Genomic DNA, 14,721 nt, shown 5'->3' with positions numbered 1-14,721 from the left:
TCATTTCATCGACAGCGCAACGTCGTGCGCTGCCTGGACTGCGGCCGTGTAGCTATGGATCAGCTGGTCTACCGATGCAGCGGTCACATCGAAGACCGGAGCCGGATAGACGCCGAAGAAGATGGTCAGTGCAATCAGCGGATAGAGGATCAGCTGTTCACGCCGAGAAAGGTCGAGCAGCGCCTTCAGCTTTTCCTTTTCCAGCGCGCCGAAGATGACCCGGCGATAGAGCCAGAGCGCATAGGCAGCGGAGAGGATAACGCCCGTTGCGGCGAAGAGCGCGACCCAGGTGTTGACGCGGAAGACGCCAATCAGGGTCAGGAATTCGCCGATGAAGCCCGAGGTGCCCGGCAGGCCGACGTTTGCCATCGTGAAGACCATCATCGCAACAGCGTATTTCGGCATGTTGTTGACCAGACCGCCATAGGCAGCAATCTCGCGGGTATGGGTTCGGTCGTAGATGACGCCGACGCAAAGGAAGAGAGCGCCCGAGACGATGCCGTGCGACAGCATCTGGAAGATCGAACCCTGCAGACCCTGCGCGTTGGCCGCAAAGATACCCATCGTCACGTAACCCATGTGGGCAACGGACGAGTATGCGATCAGTTTCTTCATATCGTCCTGCATCAGCGCCACCAGCGAGGTATAGATGATGGCGATGACAGACAGCGCAAAGACGAGCGGTGCGAAGAACTCGGAGGCAACCGGGAACATACCGAGCGAGAAGCGGATCAGGCCGTAGCCGCCGAGCTTCAGGAGCACGCCGGCCAGGATGACCGAGCCGGCCGTCGGCGCCTGAACGTGCGCGTCCGGAAGCCAGGTGTGAACCGGCCACATCGGCATCTTCACCGCGAAGGACGCGAAGAAGGCAAGCCAGAGCCAGGTCTGCATCTGTGGCGGGAACTGGTAGGCGAGCAGTGCCTGAATATCGGTGGTGCCGGCCTGCCAGTACATCGCCATAATGGCGAGCAGCATCAGAACGGAGCCCAGCAGCGTGTAGAGGAAGAACTTGTAGCTGGCGTAGACGCGATCCTTGCCGCCCCAGACACCGATGATGAGGAACATCGGAATGAGGCCGGCTTCGAAAAAGACGTAAAAGAGAACGATATCAAGCGAAACGAAGACGCCGACCATCATCACTTCCAGGATCAGGAAAGCGATCATGTAGTCCTTCAGGCGCTTCTCGATCGACAGCCAGCTCGCCAGCACGCAGAAAGGCATGAGGAAGGTCGTCAGGATCACGAAGAGCATCGAGATCCCGTCAACGCCGAGATGATAGCTGATGCCGGTGCCCAGCCAGCCATGCTTCTCGATCATCTGGAAGCCCGGGTTCGCATTGTCGAAACCGATCCAGAGGAAGAGCGAAAGGACGAACGTCGCGACCGTCGTAATCAACGAGATGTTGAGCACGTTGCGGCGGCCACTCGGACCGTTTTCATTCATCAGCAGTAGGAGCACCACGCCGACGAGCGGCAGGAAGGTGACCGTTGAAAGAATAGGCCAATCGGTCATCAGAAGGAACTCCCGAGCATCATCCAGGTAACAAGCGCCGCAACGCCGATCAGCATGGCGAACGCGTAGTGATAGAGGTAACCAGTCTGCAAGCGCACGACGCGGTTGGTGACATCGACGACGCGGGCAGCGATGCCGTTCGGACCGTAGGTGTCGATGACGCCGACGTCACCCTTTTGCCACAAGAACCGGCCGAGCGCCTTTGCCGAGCGTACGAACAGGAAGTCGTAAAGTTCGTCGAAGTACCACTTGTTCAAGAGAAACTGGTACAAAACCCGATGCTGCTTGGCGAGGACGCGCGGCGTCGACGGCGACTTGATGTACATGTACCAAGCGGTGACGAAGCCAACAAGCATGGCGATAAAGGGGCTGAGGCCGACCCACGCTGGAACGTGGTGGAATTCTTCCAGCAGTTCATTGTGCTCGGAGGTGAAGAGCGCACCCTTCCAGAACTCAGCGTATTCCTCGCCGTAGAAACGGCCTTCGAAAAGGACACCGGCAAGAACCGCGCCGGCGGCAAGAAGATAGAGCGGAACCAGCATGACCTGCGGAGATTCATGAACGTGGTGCATGACTTCGTGCGAAGCGCGCGGCTGACCGAAGAAGGTCAGGAACGCCAGACGCCAGGAATAGAAGCTGGTGAAGAGAGCGGCGATGACCAGAAGCGTGAAGGCAAAGCCTGCGACCGGCGAGTGCGACGCGTAAGCCGCCTCGATGATCACGTCCTTGGAGAAGAAGCCCGCAAAGCCGATCGGGGTGAACGGGATGCCGACGCCGGTCAGCGCCAGCGTGCCGATCGTCATCATCCAGAAAGTGACCGGGATGTGCTTGCGTAGACCGCCCATGTAACGCATGTCCTGCTCGCCATCGACGGCGTGGATCACCGAGCCGGCACCAAGGAACAGCAGAGCCTTGAAGAAGGCGTGCGTAAAGAGGTGGAAGATGGCCGCGCCATAAGCGCCAACCCCGAGCGCGACGAACATGTAGCCGAGTTGCGAGCAGGTCGAATAGGCGATGACGCGCTTGATGTCGTTCTGCACGAGGCCGACAGTCGCGGCGAAGAAGGCCGTGATGGCACCGATCGTCGTTACGAACACAAGCGCATCTGGCGAAAGCTCGAACAGCGGCGACATGCGGGCGACAAGGAAGACACCTGCGGTAACCATGGTTGCGGCATGGATAAGTGCCGACACCGGCGTCGGGCCTTCCATCGCATCAGGCAGCCAAGTATGCAGCAGGAACTGTGCCGACTTACCCATTGCGCCCATGAAGAGCAGCAGGCAGGCGCCGGTCAGCGCTTGTGCCTTGTCCAGGTGCATGCCGAAGAGGTTGAGAACGATTTCGCCGCCCTCGCCGCCGGCTTCGGCCGGAGCAAAGCTCGCAGCGTTGGCGAAGATGGTATCGAGATTGATCGCGCCGAAGAGCACGAACAGGCTGGAAATACCAAGGATGAAGCCAAAGTCGCCAACGCGGTTGACAATGAAGGCCTTGATCGCAGCGGCGTTTGCCGACGGCTTCTTGAACCAGAAGCCGATGAGCAGGTACGAGGCCAGACCAACGCCTTCCCAGCCGAAGAACATCTGGGCCAGGTTGTCGGCGGTCACCAGCATCAGCATGGCGAAGGTAAAGAGCGAGAGGTAGGCAAAGAAGCGCGGACGATGCGGATCATGATGCATGTATCCGATCGAATAGACGTGTACCAGCGTCGAGACCGTGTTGACGACGATCAGCATGACCGAGGTCAGCGTATCGATGCGCAGCGACCAGGAAACGTCAACGCCGCCGGACTGGATCCAGCGAAGGACCTCGACCTTGATCGGACCACCTTCGTGGTGGCCCATGCCGACCGTAATGAAAACGTACCACGAGAGAACGGCGGCGATGATCATCAAACCGCAGGTAACGTATTCCGATGCCTTGGCGCCGATCGCGCGGCCGAAGAGGCCGGCGATGATCGCGCCAATCAGGGGAAGAAAGACGATAGCTTTATATAAAAACATGAGCCCTCAGCCCTTCATCATATTGACGTCTTCGACGCCGATCGAGCCGCGGTTGCGGTAGAAGACGACGAGAATTGCAAGACCGATGGCCGCTTCAGCAGCAGCAACGGTCAGAATGAACAGTGCAAAAACCTGGCCGACGATGTCGTTGAGGAATGACGAGAAGGCGACCATGTTGATGTTGACCGCAAGCAGGATGAGCTCGATCGACATCAGGATGACGATGATGTTCTTCCGGTTAAGGAAGATGCCGAAGACGCCGAGCGTGAAGAGGATGGCGCTGACCGTCAGGTAATGGGAAAGTCCGATGACCATTGTGTTTGTTCCTTAAGCTCGCGCCTGCCTCAAACGCCCTGCCCCGGCTTGACTTTGACCACCTCAACGGCGGTCGCCGGATTACGGGCAACCTGTCTGGCAATGTTCTGCCGCTTGATGTGCGTGCGATGCTTGAGCGTCAGCACGATTGCACCAATCATAGCGACGAGCAGCACGAGACCAGCGATCTGGAAGAAGTAGACGTAGTTCGTATAGAGCACGTCGCCGAGTGCGGCGGTATTGGTGCGCTCCGTCATAGCCGGGATCGGCATCGCGACCGTCTTGGCGATCTCCGGCGAAATGACCGTGCCGCCGACGACAACGATGAGCTCAGCCGCGAGGATCAACCCGATGATCGCACCGATCGGCGCGTATTCGAGAACGCCGGCGCGCAGCTCCGTGAAGTCGATGTCGAGCATCATGACCACGAAGAGGAAGAGGACCGCCACGGCACCGACGTAAACGACGAGCAGGATCATCGCCAGGAACTCGGCGCCAAGCAGCAGGAAGAGGCCGGCCGAGTTGAAGAAAACCAGGATCAGGAAGAGAACCGAATGTACCGGATTCTTCGACCAAATGACCATGAACGCCGACGCTACCGCGACAAAGGCGAAAAGATAGAAAAATAGAGCCTGCAGACCCATGTTGGTGCCTTTTTCATCTTCCCCCGGGCAGCCGGGAGTTTCCCTGCCCGATGAAGCTTCGCAGGACGGGATCCGGCAAAGCCTCGGTGCATGTTGACCGGAAGCCACGCAACGGGCGGCACTCCGGCATTTCAATTTCGATCAACGGTACGGTGCGTCCAGCGCGATGTTACGCGCGATTTCGCGCTCCCAACGGTCGCCATTCTCCAGAAGCCTCGCCTTGTCGAAGTAGAGTTCTTCGCGGGTTTCCGTTGCAAATTCGAAATTCGGACCTTCGACGATCGCATCGACCGGGCATGCTTCCTGGCAGAAGCCACAGTAGATGCACTTGACCATGTCGATGTCGTAACGAACCGTGCGGCGCGTGCCATCGTTGCGGCGTGGGCCGGCTTCGATGGTGATCGCCTGGGCAGGACAGATCGCCTCGCAGAGCTTGCAGGCGATGCAGCGCTCTTCACCGTTGGGATAGCGACGCAGTGCGTGTTCGCCGCGGAAGCGCGGGCTGACCGCCCCCTTTTCGAACGGGTAGTTGATCGTTGCCTTCTGCTTAAAAATGTACCGGAAGGTCAGCCAGAACGCACTGACGAATTCCTTCAGGAACAGCGAGCTGACAGCGTTGGACAAGCCTGCCATCTTCAACCTCCAATATTGCTTGAAACGAGGGCCGGCATGATCATGCCCAACCCGTCAGCTTCAGCACGAATGCAACGATAACGACCATGGCAAGCGACAGCGGAAGGAAGACCTTCCAGCCGAGGCGCATCAGCTGGTCGTAGCGATAGCGCGGCACAAATGCCTTGACCATCGCGAACATAAAGAACACCAGGCACGACTTCAGCGTGAACCAGATTACGCCCGGAACCCAGTTCAGGAACCACACGTCGACCGGCGGCAGCCAGCCTCCGAGGAACAGGATCGTCGTCAGCGAGCACATCAAAACGATGGCCGCATATTCGCCGAGCATGAACATCATGTAGAGCGAGGAGCCGTATTCGACCATGAAGCCGGCGACGAGTTCCGATTCTGCTTCCGGAAGGTCGAAAGGCGGGCGGTTCGTTTCGGCAAGCGCCGAAATGAAGAAGATGATGAACATCGGGAATAGCGCCAGCCAATGCCAGTCGAGGAACGACGACGGCAGACCGAGACGCGTGCCGAGGCCGGCCTGCTGGGCATGGACGATATCCGTCAGATTCAGCGAACCAACGCAGAGCAGCACGGTGACGATAACGAAGCCGATCGAGACTTCGTAGGACACCATCTGCGCGGCGGAACGCAGTGCACCGAGGAACGGGTACTTCGAGTTCGAAGCCCAGCCGCCCATGATGATGCCGTACACTTCAAGCGACGAGATAGCGAAGATGTAGAGGATGCCGACGTTGATGTTGGCGATGACCCAGCCATCTGCCAGCGGCACGACGGCCCAGGTCGACAGCGCCAGAAGCACGGTCACGAGCGGCGCCAGCAGGAAGACCGCCTTGTTGGCGCCGGCAGGAATGACCGGCTCCTTGAAGACGAACTTCAAAAGATCGGCGAAGGACTGGAAAAGGCCCCACGGGCCCACCACGTTCGGACCGCGGCGGAGCTGCACGGCCGCCCAGACCTTGCGGTCGGCCAACAGGATGTAGGCGATAAAGACGAGCAGGCAGACCAGGAGAAGAAGTGACTGACCGACCATAAGGAGGCCGGGCAAGACATAAGTTGAAACAAACGATTCCATAGTCCCCTGCCCTTACTCTGCCGCGACTTTGAAGTTATTGCGGGCCAATGCCGAGCACTCGGCCATCACGGCCGAAGCGCGCGCGATCGGGTTCGTCAAATAGAAGTCTTTGACCGGCGACGCAAACCCGGATTTGTTCATCTTGCCGGCTTTTTTCGCAACTGCGGCAATTTTGGCGCTGTCGCTTTCAGCGATCTCGTCGAGCGCTGCGAAATGCGGGAATGCCGCATAGAGCTTTGCACGCAATTCGCCAAGCGAATCAAACGGAAGCTTCTTGCCGAGCACGTCGGAAAGCGCACGCAGGATTGCCCAGTCTTCGCGGGCGTCGCCCGGTGCGAAGCCTGCGCGATTACCCATCTGAACACGACCCTCGGTGTTGACCCAGGTGCCGGACTTTTCGGTGTAGGCAGCAGCCGGCAGGATGACGTCGGCATGATGGGCCCCGTTGTCGCCGTGCGAGCCGATGTAGACCGTCAACTTTGCCTTCTTGGCGGCGAAATCAAGCTCGTCGGCGCCGAGCAGGAAGAGAACGTCCATCGACGCCAGCATCTCTGCAGCGTTGACGCCCTTTGCGCCCGGAACGAAGCCGAGGTCGAGGCCGCCGACACGCGACGCAGCAGTATGGAGGACCGCAAATCCGTTCCAGCCTTCGACAACCGCGCCGACGGTGCCGGCAAGCTTAGCTGCAGTTGCGAGAACGCCAGCGCCATCGGTGCGCGACAGAGCGCCCTGGCCGATAATGATCATCGGCTTCTTGGCATCCGTCAGGACCCTCGTGAAGGCATGGTTGCCGTCGACGAGATCCCTCAGCGTATCCGGGCCAGCGCCGAGATATTCATAGTCATAGCGCAGTTCGCCGGCTTCGCCGATCAAGCCGATCGGGAAGTTGCCGCGACGCCAGCGCTTGCGGATGCGGGCGTTGAGCACGGCCGCTTCGAAGCGTGGGTTGGCGCCGATGATCAGCAGCGCGTCCGCCTGTTCGATGCCCTCGATTGTCGGGTTGAAGACGTAGCTTGCACGCCCGAGCGACGGATCAAGTGCCGTCCCATCCTGACGACAGTCGAGATTCTCGGAACCGAGCGACTTCACCAGCTCCGACAAAGCGTACATTTCTTCGACGGATGCGAGGTCGCCGGCAATCGCGCCGACCTTTTCGCCGCTGGTCGCGGCCACGGCAGCCTTGATCGCACCGAAGGCTTCGCCCCAGGTCGCTGCCTGCAATCGGCCATCCTTGCGGACGTAGGGGCGGTCGAGGCGCTGCGTCTTCAGGCCGTCCCAGATGAAGCGGCTCTTGTCGGAAATCCACTCTTCATTGATCTGGTCGTTAACGCGCGGCATCACGCGCATGACTTCGCGGCCGCGTGTGTCGACACGGATGGCGGAACCGAGCGCGTCCATGACGTCGATCGTTTCGGTCTTGCTCAACTCCCACGGACGCGCCGTGAAGGCGAACGGCTTCGAGGTCAGCGCGCCGACCGGGCAGAGGTCAACGACGTTGCCCTGCAGCTCGGAGGTCATCGCCTGCTCGAGGTAGGTGGTGATTTCGGCGTCCTCGCCGCGGCCGATCAGGCCGAGTTCGGAGATGCCGGCCACCTCGGTCGTAAAGCGAACGCAGCGCGTGCAGTGAATGCAGCGGTTCATGACCGTCTTGACGAGCGGTCCGATATATTTGTCTTCGACGGCGCGCTTGTCTTCCTGATAACGCGAGCTGTCGATGCCGAAGGCCATCGCCTGGTCCTGCAGGTCGCATTCGCCGCCCTGGTCGCAGATCGGGCAATCCAGCGGATGGTTGATCAGCAGGAATTCCATCACGCCTTCGCGGGCCTTCTTGACCATCGGCGTGTTGGTGAAGACCTCCGGAAGCTCGCCGTTCGGACCGCCGCGGATATCGCGCACGCCCATGGCGCAGGATGCCTGCGGCTTCGGCGGGCCGCCCTTTACCTCAACGAGGCACATGCGGCAGTTGCCGGCAACCGAAAGGCGCTCATGGAAGCAGAAGCGCGGAACTTCAGCACCGGCTTCCTCACACGCCTGCAACAGCGTGAAATGATCCGGAACTTCGATCTCGTTGCCGTCAATCTTCAGTTTTGCCATCGTCACTCAGTCCTGTTTTCCGTTTGCCGGATGGCGGCAAACAAACCCACTTTGCAACAGTTTCGCTGCCAGGCCGGTTTCTTATCCCGTTGGCGTCGGTGTCGCTCAAATTCTCTGCTCACCCCGAGATCCGGGATCAGCTTTCGGCCTCTGCGGTTTCAGGCCCCTGCCCTTCACTCTTCAGCCTTGACCTTGTTCCGGCCGTTCCGGCCGAAGAAACTTACTTTCGTTTGCGCCCCTTGGCGGCGAGCGCCTTGGCCTGCGCTACCCAGCCGTCACGCGCAATGCGCCCATCAAAGCTGAGCTCCGCGTCAATACGTGCCGCGTCCTCGTGAGACCAGCCAGCGATGACGGCGAAGGTGCGAATACCCTTGGCGTTCAAGACCTGCTCGATCTTCGGGCCGATGCCAGAAATCTGCTTCAGATCGTCAGCCTTTCGGGCGCGCGATGCGGGCTTTGTAACCACCTCGGGCTTTACGTCCGGTTGCCGAGCCGGAACAACCGAAAGCTTGACGTTGGCGGTTGCCTTCTTAGCAGGCGTGGAGCGAACATTCTCCGGCCGGATCTCGACCTCAGGCTCGCCTTCATCGGGCGGCGTTTCGTCAAGTACTGCCGCCAGCTTGCTCGTTGCATCGAGCGCACCCTGCAAGGCTCCGAAAAACGCGCCGGCCATCTGTGTCGAAAAGCCGAAACCGATCGCCGTCGCCGCAGCCATTGCCGCAGCGGGGTTGACCATCACAGGCGGCACGGGCAGCGCGCGAGCGTTTTCCAGCATCTCGGCAGCAAGACGACCGAAGTCGGCCGAGAAATCAGCCGCTCCTTCCTTCTTCATGCTGTCGGACGCCTTCGTCGTCATCGCGCTTACTCTGCAGCCTCAAGAACCGCCCCGTGATCCAGCGCGCTTGCCGTATACTGGTCGATACGCGCTTCGATCTCGTGACGGAAGTTCCGGATCAGACCCTGCACCGGCCATGCAGCAGCATCACCGAGCGCACAGATAGTGTGACCTTCGATTTGCTTGGTGACCTGGAACAGCATGTCGATTTCGCGCTTCTGGGCATTGCCCTTGGCCATGCGCTCCATCACACGCCACATCCAGCCGGTGCCTTCGCGGCACGGCGTGCACTGGCCGCAGCTCTCATGCTTGAAGAAGGCCGAGATGCGGGCGATCGCCTTGACGACGTCGGTGGACTTGTCCATGACGATCGCGGCAGCCGTACCGAAGGACGAGCCGACAGCGCGAAGGCCGTCGAAATCCATCGGGCAGTCGATAATGTCTTTGGCCGGGACGATCGGGCACGATGCGCCGCCCGGGATGACGGCGAGCAGGTTGTCCCAGCCGCCGCGGATACCACCAGCGTGACGATCCACGAGTTCGCGGAAGGTGATGCCCATTTCTTCTTCGACCGTGCACGGCTTGTTGACGTGACCGGAAAGCATGAAAAGCTTGGTGCCGACGTTGTTCGGACGACCAATCGAGGAGAACCAGCCCGCACCACGACGCAGGATGGTCGGAGCAACGGCGATCGACTCAACGTTGTTCACGGTCGTCGGGCAGCCGTAGAGACCCATGTTCGCCGGGAACGGCGGCTTTAGGCGCGGCTGGCCCTTCTTGCCCTCGAGGCTTTCGAGCAATGCGGTCTCTTCGCCGCAAATATACGCGCCAGCACCATGATGGACGTAGATATCCATGGGGTAGCCAAGCTTGTTGCTCTTGCCGAGCAGACCGTAGTCATAGCATTCGTCGATAGCAGCCTGCAGCGCCTCGCGCTCGCGGATGTATTCACCGCGGACGTAGATGTAGGCGGCGTTCGCACCCATGGCGAAGCTTGCGATGACGCAGCCTTCGATCAGCGTATGCGGATCGTGGCGCATGATATCGCGGTCTTTGCAGGTACCGGGCTCCGACTCGTCAGCATTGACGACGAGATAATGCGGGCGTCCGTCACTTTCCTTCGGCATGAAGGACCACTTGAGACCGGTCGGGAAGCCCGCGCCGCCACGTCCGCGAAGCCCCGAGGCCTTCATCTCGTTGATGATCCAGTCGCGACCCTTTTCGAGGATCTGCTTTGTGCCGTCCCAGTGGCCGCGGCTCATCGCGCCCTTCAGGGACTTGTCCTTGAGGCCGTAGATGTTGGTAAAGATGCGGTCTTTATCTTGTAACATGCTTCACCTTCTTACCGCGGCTTCTTACCGAAAACCTTGATATATTCCGCTTCGCCGCCCTTGGCGAGCGCCTTGGCCTGCTTGACCCAATCGTCGCGCTCGATGCGGCCCTTGAAATTCAGGTAGCCGTCAACCCATTCGCGTTCGGCCTTCTTCCATCCCGCGACCTGCGCGAAGGTGAAGATTCCGATCTCATGCAGGGTCGCTTCGATCTTCGGGCCGACGCCGGAGATCATCTTCAGATCGTCAGGCGTCGCGGGCTTTTCGATGCCAGCGGGGCGGTTCTTGTCGCTGAGCGAGGGCTTTGCGGCATGCTCGACCTGCACAGCCGTGGCAGGGGCCGGCTGCTCTTCAACAGCCTTGACGTTCTTCGCGGCCGCCTTCGGAGCGGTCGCCGGCGTCTTCAGCGCAGCATTCGTCTCGGCGTCGGTGCTCTTTACACGCGCAGCCTCGGACGGCGGGACCGGTGCTGCATCGACCGTTGCAGTCACAGCTTCCGCGACGGTCTTCTTGGCGGAAGCCTTCTTTGCCTTCGGCTCGTCGCTCAGCAGCGTCGTCGGGCCGCCTTCCGGCGAGGAGAAGTGACGATCGATTTGCGGACCAACCTCGATGCTTGCGCCATTGCCGACCTCAAACGCGTCGATGATCTCGTCAAGGCGCTCAGGTGTCAGATCTTCATAAGTATCCTTGCCGATCATGACCATCGGAGCGTTGACGCAGGCCCCGAGACATTCGACCTCTTCCCAGGAAAGCGTACCCTCGGCGTTCCGCTCAAAGGGATGATGATGGATCTTGCTCTTGCAGACCGCCATCAGGCTTTCCGAGCCGCGCAGCATGCAAGGCGTCGTCCCGCAGACCTGGATATGGGCGCGCGTACCGACCGGGTTCAGCTGGAATTGCGTGTAGAAGGTCGCGACCTCGAGAACACGGATATAGGCCATGTCGAGCATGTCGGCGATCCGTTCGATCGCGGCGCGCGTGACCCAACCATCCTGTTCCTGCGCCCGCATCAGCAGCGGAATGACCGCCGATTGCTGACGGCCTTCAGGATATTTCTTGATCGTCATTTCCGCCCAGGCAGCGTTCTCGTCATTGAAGGCGAACGCGGCAGGCTGGAATTGATCTTCGGCTAATCGACGAACGGACATTCTTCCTCACGCCTTGTCAGTTTATGGTCCCACACTGCGATGCCGTCAGAGACTTCATCTCGCACGCGTAGGCCGACTGGTCTTTTTGCAAAAACACAACGAACTTGCCGCCGTTCGGAACGGCAGCCTTGATTTCATAGCCCTTGGACAAGAGCTCACCCAGCGAGGCCTTTGCCGCCGGTGGCTGCACCTCGTCCTGGCCCAGCTTCGGCCCCATTCCGCCGACTTCCTGGGCGAAGGCCCCCGAAGCAGCGAAAAGAACGATGGCGACAAGCGGCAACAGCTTCATCAGCGGTCTACCTCACCGAACACGATGTCGAGCGAGCCGAGCACGGCTGTAACGTCAGCGAGCATGTGCCCCTTGCAGAGGAAGTCCATCGCCTGCAGGTGCGCGTAGCCTGGTGCACGAATCTTGCAGCGGTACGGCTTGTTGCTGCCATCGGCGATCACGTAGACGCCGAATTCGCCCTTCGGCGCTTCGACAGCCGCGTAAACTTCGCCGGCCGGCACATGATAGCCTTCCGTATAGAGCTTGAAGTGGTGGATGAGCGCTTCCATCGAGCGCTTCATCTCGCCGCGCTTCGGCGGAACGACCTTGCCGTCGATCGACGAGACCGGACCGGTCTTCGCACTGCCCATAAGGCGCTCGACGCACTGCTTCATGATACGAACCGACTGGCGCATTTCGATCATGCGGATCAGGTAGCGATCGTAGCAGTCGCCGTTCTTACCGATCGGAATGTCGAATTCCATATCATTATAGCACTCATAGGGCTGCGAGCGGCGCAGGTCCCAGGCAGCGCCCGAACCGCGCACCATCACGCCCGAGAATCCCCACGACCACGCATCCGCCAGCGACACGACGCCGATATCGACGTTACGCTGCTTGAAGATGCGGTTGTCGGTCAGAAGCCCTTCGATATCATCGAGGATTTTCAGGAACGGATCGCACCACTTGCCGATGTCCTCGACCAGTTCCGGCGGAATGTCCTGGTGGACGCCGCCCGGACGGAAGTAGGCAGAGTGCATACGGGCGCCGCAGGCGCGCTCGTAAAACACCATGAGCTTTTCGCGTTCTTCGAAGCCCCAGACCGGCGGCGTCATCGCACCGACGTCCATCGCCTGCGTCGTCACGTTCATGATGTGCGACAGAATTCGGCCGATTTCCGAGTAGAGAACACGGATCAGCTGGCCACGAATCGGAATCTCGAGCTTCAGCATCTTTTCGACGGCGAGCGCGAAAGCGTGTTCCTGGTTCATCGGCGCGACGTAGTCGAGACGATCGAAATAGGGAACGGCCTGCAGGTAGGTCTTCGTCTCGATCAGCTTTTCGGTCCCGCGATGCAGAAGGCCGATATGCGGATCGACGCGCTCGATGATTTCACCGTCGAGTTCAAGCACGAGGCGCAGAACACCGTGCGCGGACGGATGCTCCGGTCCGAAATTGATCGTAAAATTGCGAACGTTATGTTCAGTCATAGCGACGCGCTCCGCGCTGGCAATTGGCATGAGACGGCGAACAGAGAGGCTTCAAGAAATCCGGGCTCATCTTCACTTCGCCGCCTTCTCGTCTCCCGGCAACACGTATTCGGTGCCTTCCCAAGGGGACATGAAGTCGAAATTGCGGAACTCCTGCTTCAGCTCGACGGGTTCGTAGACAACGCGCTTGGCAGCATCGTCATACCGCACCTCGACGTAACCGGTTGTCGGGAAGTCCTTGCGCAGCGGGTGCCCCTCGAAACCGTAGTCGGTGAGAAGACGGCGCAAGTCAGCATGACCGGAGAAGGGAATGCCGTACATGTCCCAGGCTTCGCGCTCGAACCACTCGGCACCCTTGTAAACGCCGGTTGCCGACGGCACCGACTCGCCGTCAGCCACGGCGACCTTGATGCGGATGCGCAGGTTCTGCTTCGGCGACAGCAGGTGATATACGACGTCGAAACGCTTTTCGCGCTGTGGCCAGTCGACACCGCAGATATCGATCATGCTGATGAAACCGCAGCGCGCATCGTCGCGCAGGAACGTCAGCAGCGCCAGAATCGTTTCCGGCGTCGCAGTCACGTTAAGCTCATCGTAGCTGATGGCTGCATCGAGAAAGAGATCGCCGCGCATCTCGCGGAGATACGAAGACAGTTCGCTCAAGGCTTCAGTCATGACAGTCCTCCGCCCTTAGCGCTCGATCGTTCCGGTTCGACGGATCTTCTTCTGCAGAAGCAGCACCCCGTAGAGCAGCGCTTCTGCCGTGGGGGGACAGCCCGGCACGTAGATATCGACAGGAACGACACGGTCGCAACCGCGCACGACCGAATAGGAATAGTGATAGTAACCGCCGCCGTTGGCGCAGGATCCCATCGAGATAACATAGCGCGGCTCCGGCATTTGGTCATAGACCTTACGGAGCGCCGGCGCCATCTTGTTGGTCAGCGTACCGGCAACGATCATGACGTCAGACTGGCGCGGCGACGCGCGCGGAGCGACACCGAAGCGCTCCATGTCGTAACGCGGACCGGAGACCTGCATCAGGCCTTCGACTGCGCAGCAGGCAAGACCGAACTGCATCCACATCAGCGAGCCCGTACGGGCCCAGGTGATGAGATCGCGGGTCGAGGTAACGAGAAAGCCCTTATCGGCCAGTTCATCGTTGATTTCGCCAAAGAAGGCGCTGTCGCTGCCGATCGGCTTGCCCGTTGCCGGGTCGATGACGCCTTTCGGGTGCGGCGCGACGAGCGCCTTATCGCTTTGGGCTACTCCCATTCCAGGGCTCCCTTTTTCCATTCATAGATAAAGCCGATGGTCAGCACAGCGAGGAAGACCATCATGGACCAGAAACCAAACCAGCCGATCGCGCCGAACGAAACAGCCCACGGAAAGAGGAAGGCGACTTCGAGGTCGAAGATGATGAAGAGGATCGACACCAGATAAAAGCGGATATCGAACTTCATGCGAGCGTCGTCGAATGCATTGAAGCCGCACTCGAAAGCCGAAAGCTTTTCCGAATCAGGCGCCTTGAAGGCAACGGCAAACGGCGCAATCAGAAGCGCCAGGCCGATTACAAGGGCGATACCAACAAAAATAGCGATCGGAACATAGGAACTGAGCAGTCCAGTCATCAGGTTCATCCCTGC

Annotated in this window: 15 protein-coding genes; all 15 read right to left on the bottom strand. The window is 59.8% G+C overall.

Features of this window, described 5'->3' with window-relative positions:
- The 15 genes from K9B32_RS09820 to K9B32_RS09750 all read right to left on the bottom strand — a co-directional run bounded on the left by K9B32_RS09820 (window position 1) and on the right by K9B32_RS09750 (window position 14,706).
- On the bottom strand, window positions 1–1,512 hold the full coding sequence (locus tag K9B32_RS09820) for an NADH-quinone oxidoreductase subunit M (RefSeq protein WP_007789678.1): 1,512 nt from the start codon (window positions 1,510–1,512) through the stop codon (window positions 1–3).
- A complete protein-coding gene (nuoL, locus tag K9B32_RS09815) occupies window positions 1,512–3,512 on the bottom strand; it encodes an NADH-quinone oxidoreductase subunit L (protein WP_007789675.1) in 2,001 nt (666 codons plus the stop codon). The genes K9B32_RS09820 and nuoL overlap by 1 nt, the downstream gene beginning before the upstream one ends.
- Before the next feature lie 6 nt (window positions 3,513–3,518).
- Window positions 3,519–3,827 carry an NADH-quinone oxidoreductase subunit NuoK gene (gene nuoK, locus K9B32_RS09810; protein ID WP_007531803.1) on the bottom strand — a complete coding sequence of 103 codons (309 nt, stop codon included), beginning with the start codon at window positions 3,825–3,827 and terminating at the stop codon, window positions 3,519–3,521.
- Between the two features lie 29 nt (window positions 3,828–3,856).
- Entirely contained in the window at window positions 3,857–4,471 is a 615-nt protein-coding gene (locus K9B32_RS09805; RefSeq protein WP_224561707.1) for an NADH-quinone oxidoreductase subunit J, read from the bottom strand.
- Between the two features lie 141 nt (window positions 4,472–4,612).
- Window positions 4,613–5,104 (bottom strand): NADH-quinone oxidoreductase subunit NuoI, encoded by a 492-nt coding sequence (nuoI, locus tag K9B32_RS09800; RefSeq protein ID WP_224561706.1) that lies wholly within the window; start codon window positions 5,102–5,104, stop codon window positions 4,613–4,615.
- A gap of 40 nt (window positions 5,105–5,144) precedes the next feature.
- Window positions 5,145–6,188, bottom strand: coding sequence for an NADH-quinone oxidoreductase subunit NuoH (nuoH, locus tag K9B32_RS09795; protein ID WP_224561705.1), 1,044 nt, complete (start codon window positions 6,186–6,188; stop codon window positions 5,145–5,147).
- Window positions 6,189–6,200: 12 nt separating this feature from the next.
- Complete coding sequence (gene nuoG, locus K9B32_RS09790) at window positions 6,201–8,282, bottom strand: NADH-quinone oxidoreductase subunit NuoG (protein ID WP_224561704.1); 2,082 nt, start codon at window positions 8,280–8,282, stop codon at window positions 6,201–6,203.
- Between the two features lie 220 nt (window positions 8,283–8,502).
- Entirely contained in the window at window positions 8,503–9,138 is a 636-nt protein-coding gene (locus tag K9B32_RS09785; RefSeq protein WP_224561703.1) for a 5' DNA nuclease, read from the bottom strand.
- Between the two features lie 5 nt (window positions 9,139–9,143).
- A complete protein-coding gene (gene nuoF / locus K9B32_RS09780; protein WP_224561702.1) occupies window positions 9,144–10,448 on the bottom strand; it encodes an NADH-quinone oxidoreductase subunit NuoF in 1,305 nt (434 codons plus the stop codon).
- An 11-nt stretch (window positions 10,449–10,459) separates the two neighbouring features.
- Window positions 10,460–11,596 carry an NADH-quinone oxidoreductase subunit E gene (locus K9B32_RS09775; protein ID WP_224561701.1) on the bottom strand — a complete coding sequence of 379 codons (1,137 nt, stop codon included), beginning with the start codon at window positions 11,594–11,596 and terminating at the stop codon, window positions 10,460–10,462.
- Window positions 11,597–11,612: 16 nt separating this feature from the next.
- Window positions 11,613–11,885, bottom strand: a complete 273-nt coding sequence (locus K9B32_RS09770) for a hypothetical protein (protein ID WP_224561700.1) — start codon at window positions 11,883–11,885, stop codon at window positions 11,613–11,615.
- Complete coding sequence (locus K9B32_RS09765; RefSeq protein ID WP_224561699.1) at window positions 11,885–13,075, bottom strand: NADH-quinone oxidoreductase subunit D; 1,191 nt, start codon at window positions 13,073–13,075, stop codon at window positions 11,885–11,887. Before K9B32_RS09765 ends, K9B32_RS09770 begins: the two co-directional genes overlap by 1 nt.
- Window positions 13,076–13,147: 72 nt before the next feature.
- Window positions 13,148–13,750 (bottom strand): NADH-quinone oxidoreductase subunit C, encoded by a 603-nt coding sequence (locus K9B32_RS09760; RefSeq protein ID WP_224561698.1) that lies wholly within the window; start codon window positions 13,748–13,750, stop codon window positions 13,148–13,150.
- 15 nt (window positions 13,751–13,765) lie between these two features.
- Window positions 13,766–14,350, bottom strand: a complete 585-nt coding sequence (locus K9B32_RS09755; RefSeq protein ID WP_007789655.1) for a NuoB/complex I 20 kDa subunit family protein — start codon at window positions 14,348–14,350, stop codon at window positions 13,766–13,768.
- Window positions 14,341–14,706, bottom strand: coding sequence for an NADH-quinone oxidoreductase subunit A (locus K9B32_RS09750; RefSeq protein ID WP_224561697.1), 366 nt, complete (start codon window positions 14,704–14,706; stop codon window positions 14,341–14,343). The genes K9B32_RS09755 and K9B32_RS09750 overlap by 10 nt, the downstream gene beginning before the upstream one ends.
- Window positions 14,707–14,721 lie beyond the last annotated feature (15 nt).

Origin of the sequence: Rhizobium sp. 3T7, from assembly GCF_020166565.1 — a bacterium.
In the GTDB taxonomy this organism is placed as follows: domain Bacteria; phylum Pseudomonadota; class Alphaproteobacteria; order Rhizobiales; family Rhizobiaceae; genus Rhizobium.
This window is presented reverse-complemented; position numbering and strand designations above follow the sequence as displayed.

What these genes read in the sequence shown, in the direction of transcription:
- nuoH (WP_224561705.1), bottom strand. Translation starts at nt 6,188, where the DNA reads ATGGAATCGTTTGTTTCAACTTATGTCTTGCCCGGCCTCCTTATGGTC.
- K9B32_RS09760 (WP_224561698.1), bottom strand. Translation starts at nt 13,750, where the DNA reads ATGACTGAAGCCTTGAGCGAACTGTCTTCGTATCTCCGCGAGATGCGC.
- nuoI (WP_224561706.1), bottom strand. Translation starts at nt 5,104, where the DNA reads ATGGCAGGCTTGTCCAACGCTGTCAGCTCGCTGTTCCTGAAGGAATTC.
- K9B32_RS09805 (WP_224561707.1), bottom strand. Translation starts at nt 4,471, where the DNA reads ATGGGTCTGCAGGCTCTATTTTTCTATCTTTTCGCCTTTGTCGCGGTA.
- K9B32_RS09770 (WP_224561700.1), bottom strand. Translation starts at nt 11,885, where the DNA reads ATGAAGCTGTTGCCGCTTGTCGCCATCGTTCTTTTCGCTGCTTCGGGG.
- nuoG (WP_224561704.1), bottom strand. Translation starts at nt 8,282, where the DNA reads ATGGCAAAACTGAAGATTGACGGCAACGAGATCGAAGTTCCGGATCAT.
- K9B32_RS09820 (WP_007789678.1), bottom strand. Translation starts at nt 1,512, where the DNA reads ATGACCGATTGGCCTATTCTTTCAACGGTCACCTTCCTGCCGCTCGTC.
- nuoF (WP_224561702.1), bottom strand. Translation starts at nt 10,448, where the DNA reads ATGTTACAAGATAAAGACCGCATCTTTACCAACATCTACGGCCTCAAG.
- nuoK (WP_007531803.1), bottom strand. Translation starts at nt 3,827, where the DNA reads ATGGTCATCGGACTTTCCCATTACCTGACGGTCAGCGCCATCCTCTTC.
- nuoL (WP_007789675.1), bottom strand. Translation starts at nt 3,512, where the DNA reads ATGTTTTTATATAAAGCTATCGTCTTTCTTCCCCTGATTGGCGCGATC.
- K9B32_RS09750 (WP_224561697.1), bottom strand. Translation starts at nt 14,706, where the DNA reads ATGACTGGACTGCTCAGTTCCTATGTTCCGATCGCTATTTTTGTTGGT.
- K9B32_RS09755 (WP_007789655.1), bottom strand. Translation starts at nt 14,350, where the DNA reads ATGGGAGTAGCCCAAAGCGATAAGGCGCTCGTCGCGCCGCACCCGAAA.
- K9B32_RS09785 (WP_224561703.1), bottom strand. Translation starts at nt 9,138, where the DNA reads ATGACGACGAAGGCGTCCGACAGCATGAAGAAGGAAGGAGCGGCTGAT.
- K9B32_RS09765 (WP_224561699.1), bottom strand. Translation starts at nt 13,075, where the DNA reads ATGACTGAACATAACGTTCGCAATTTTACGATCAATTTCGGACCGGAG.
- K9B32_RS09775 (WP_224561701.1), bottom strand. Translation starts at nt 11,596, where the DNA reads ATGTCCGTTCGTCGATTAGCCGAAGATCAATTCCAGCCTGCCGCGTTC.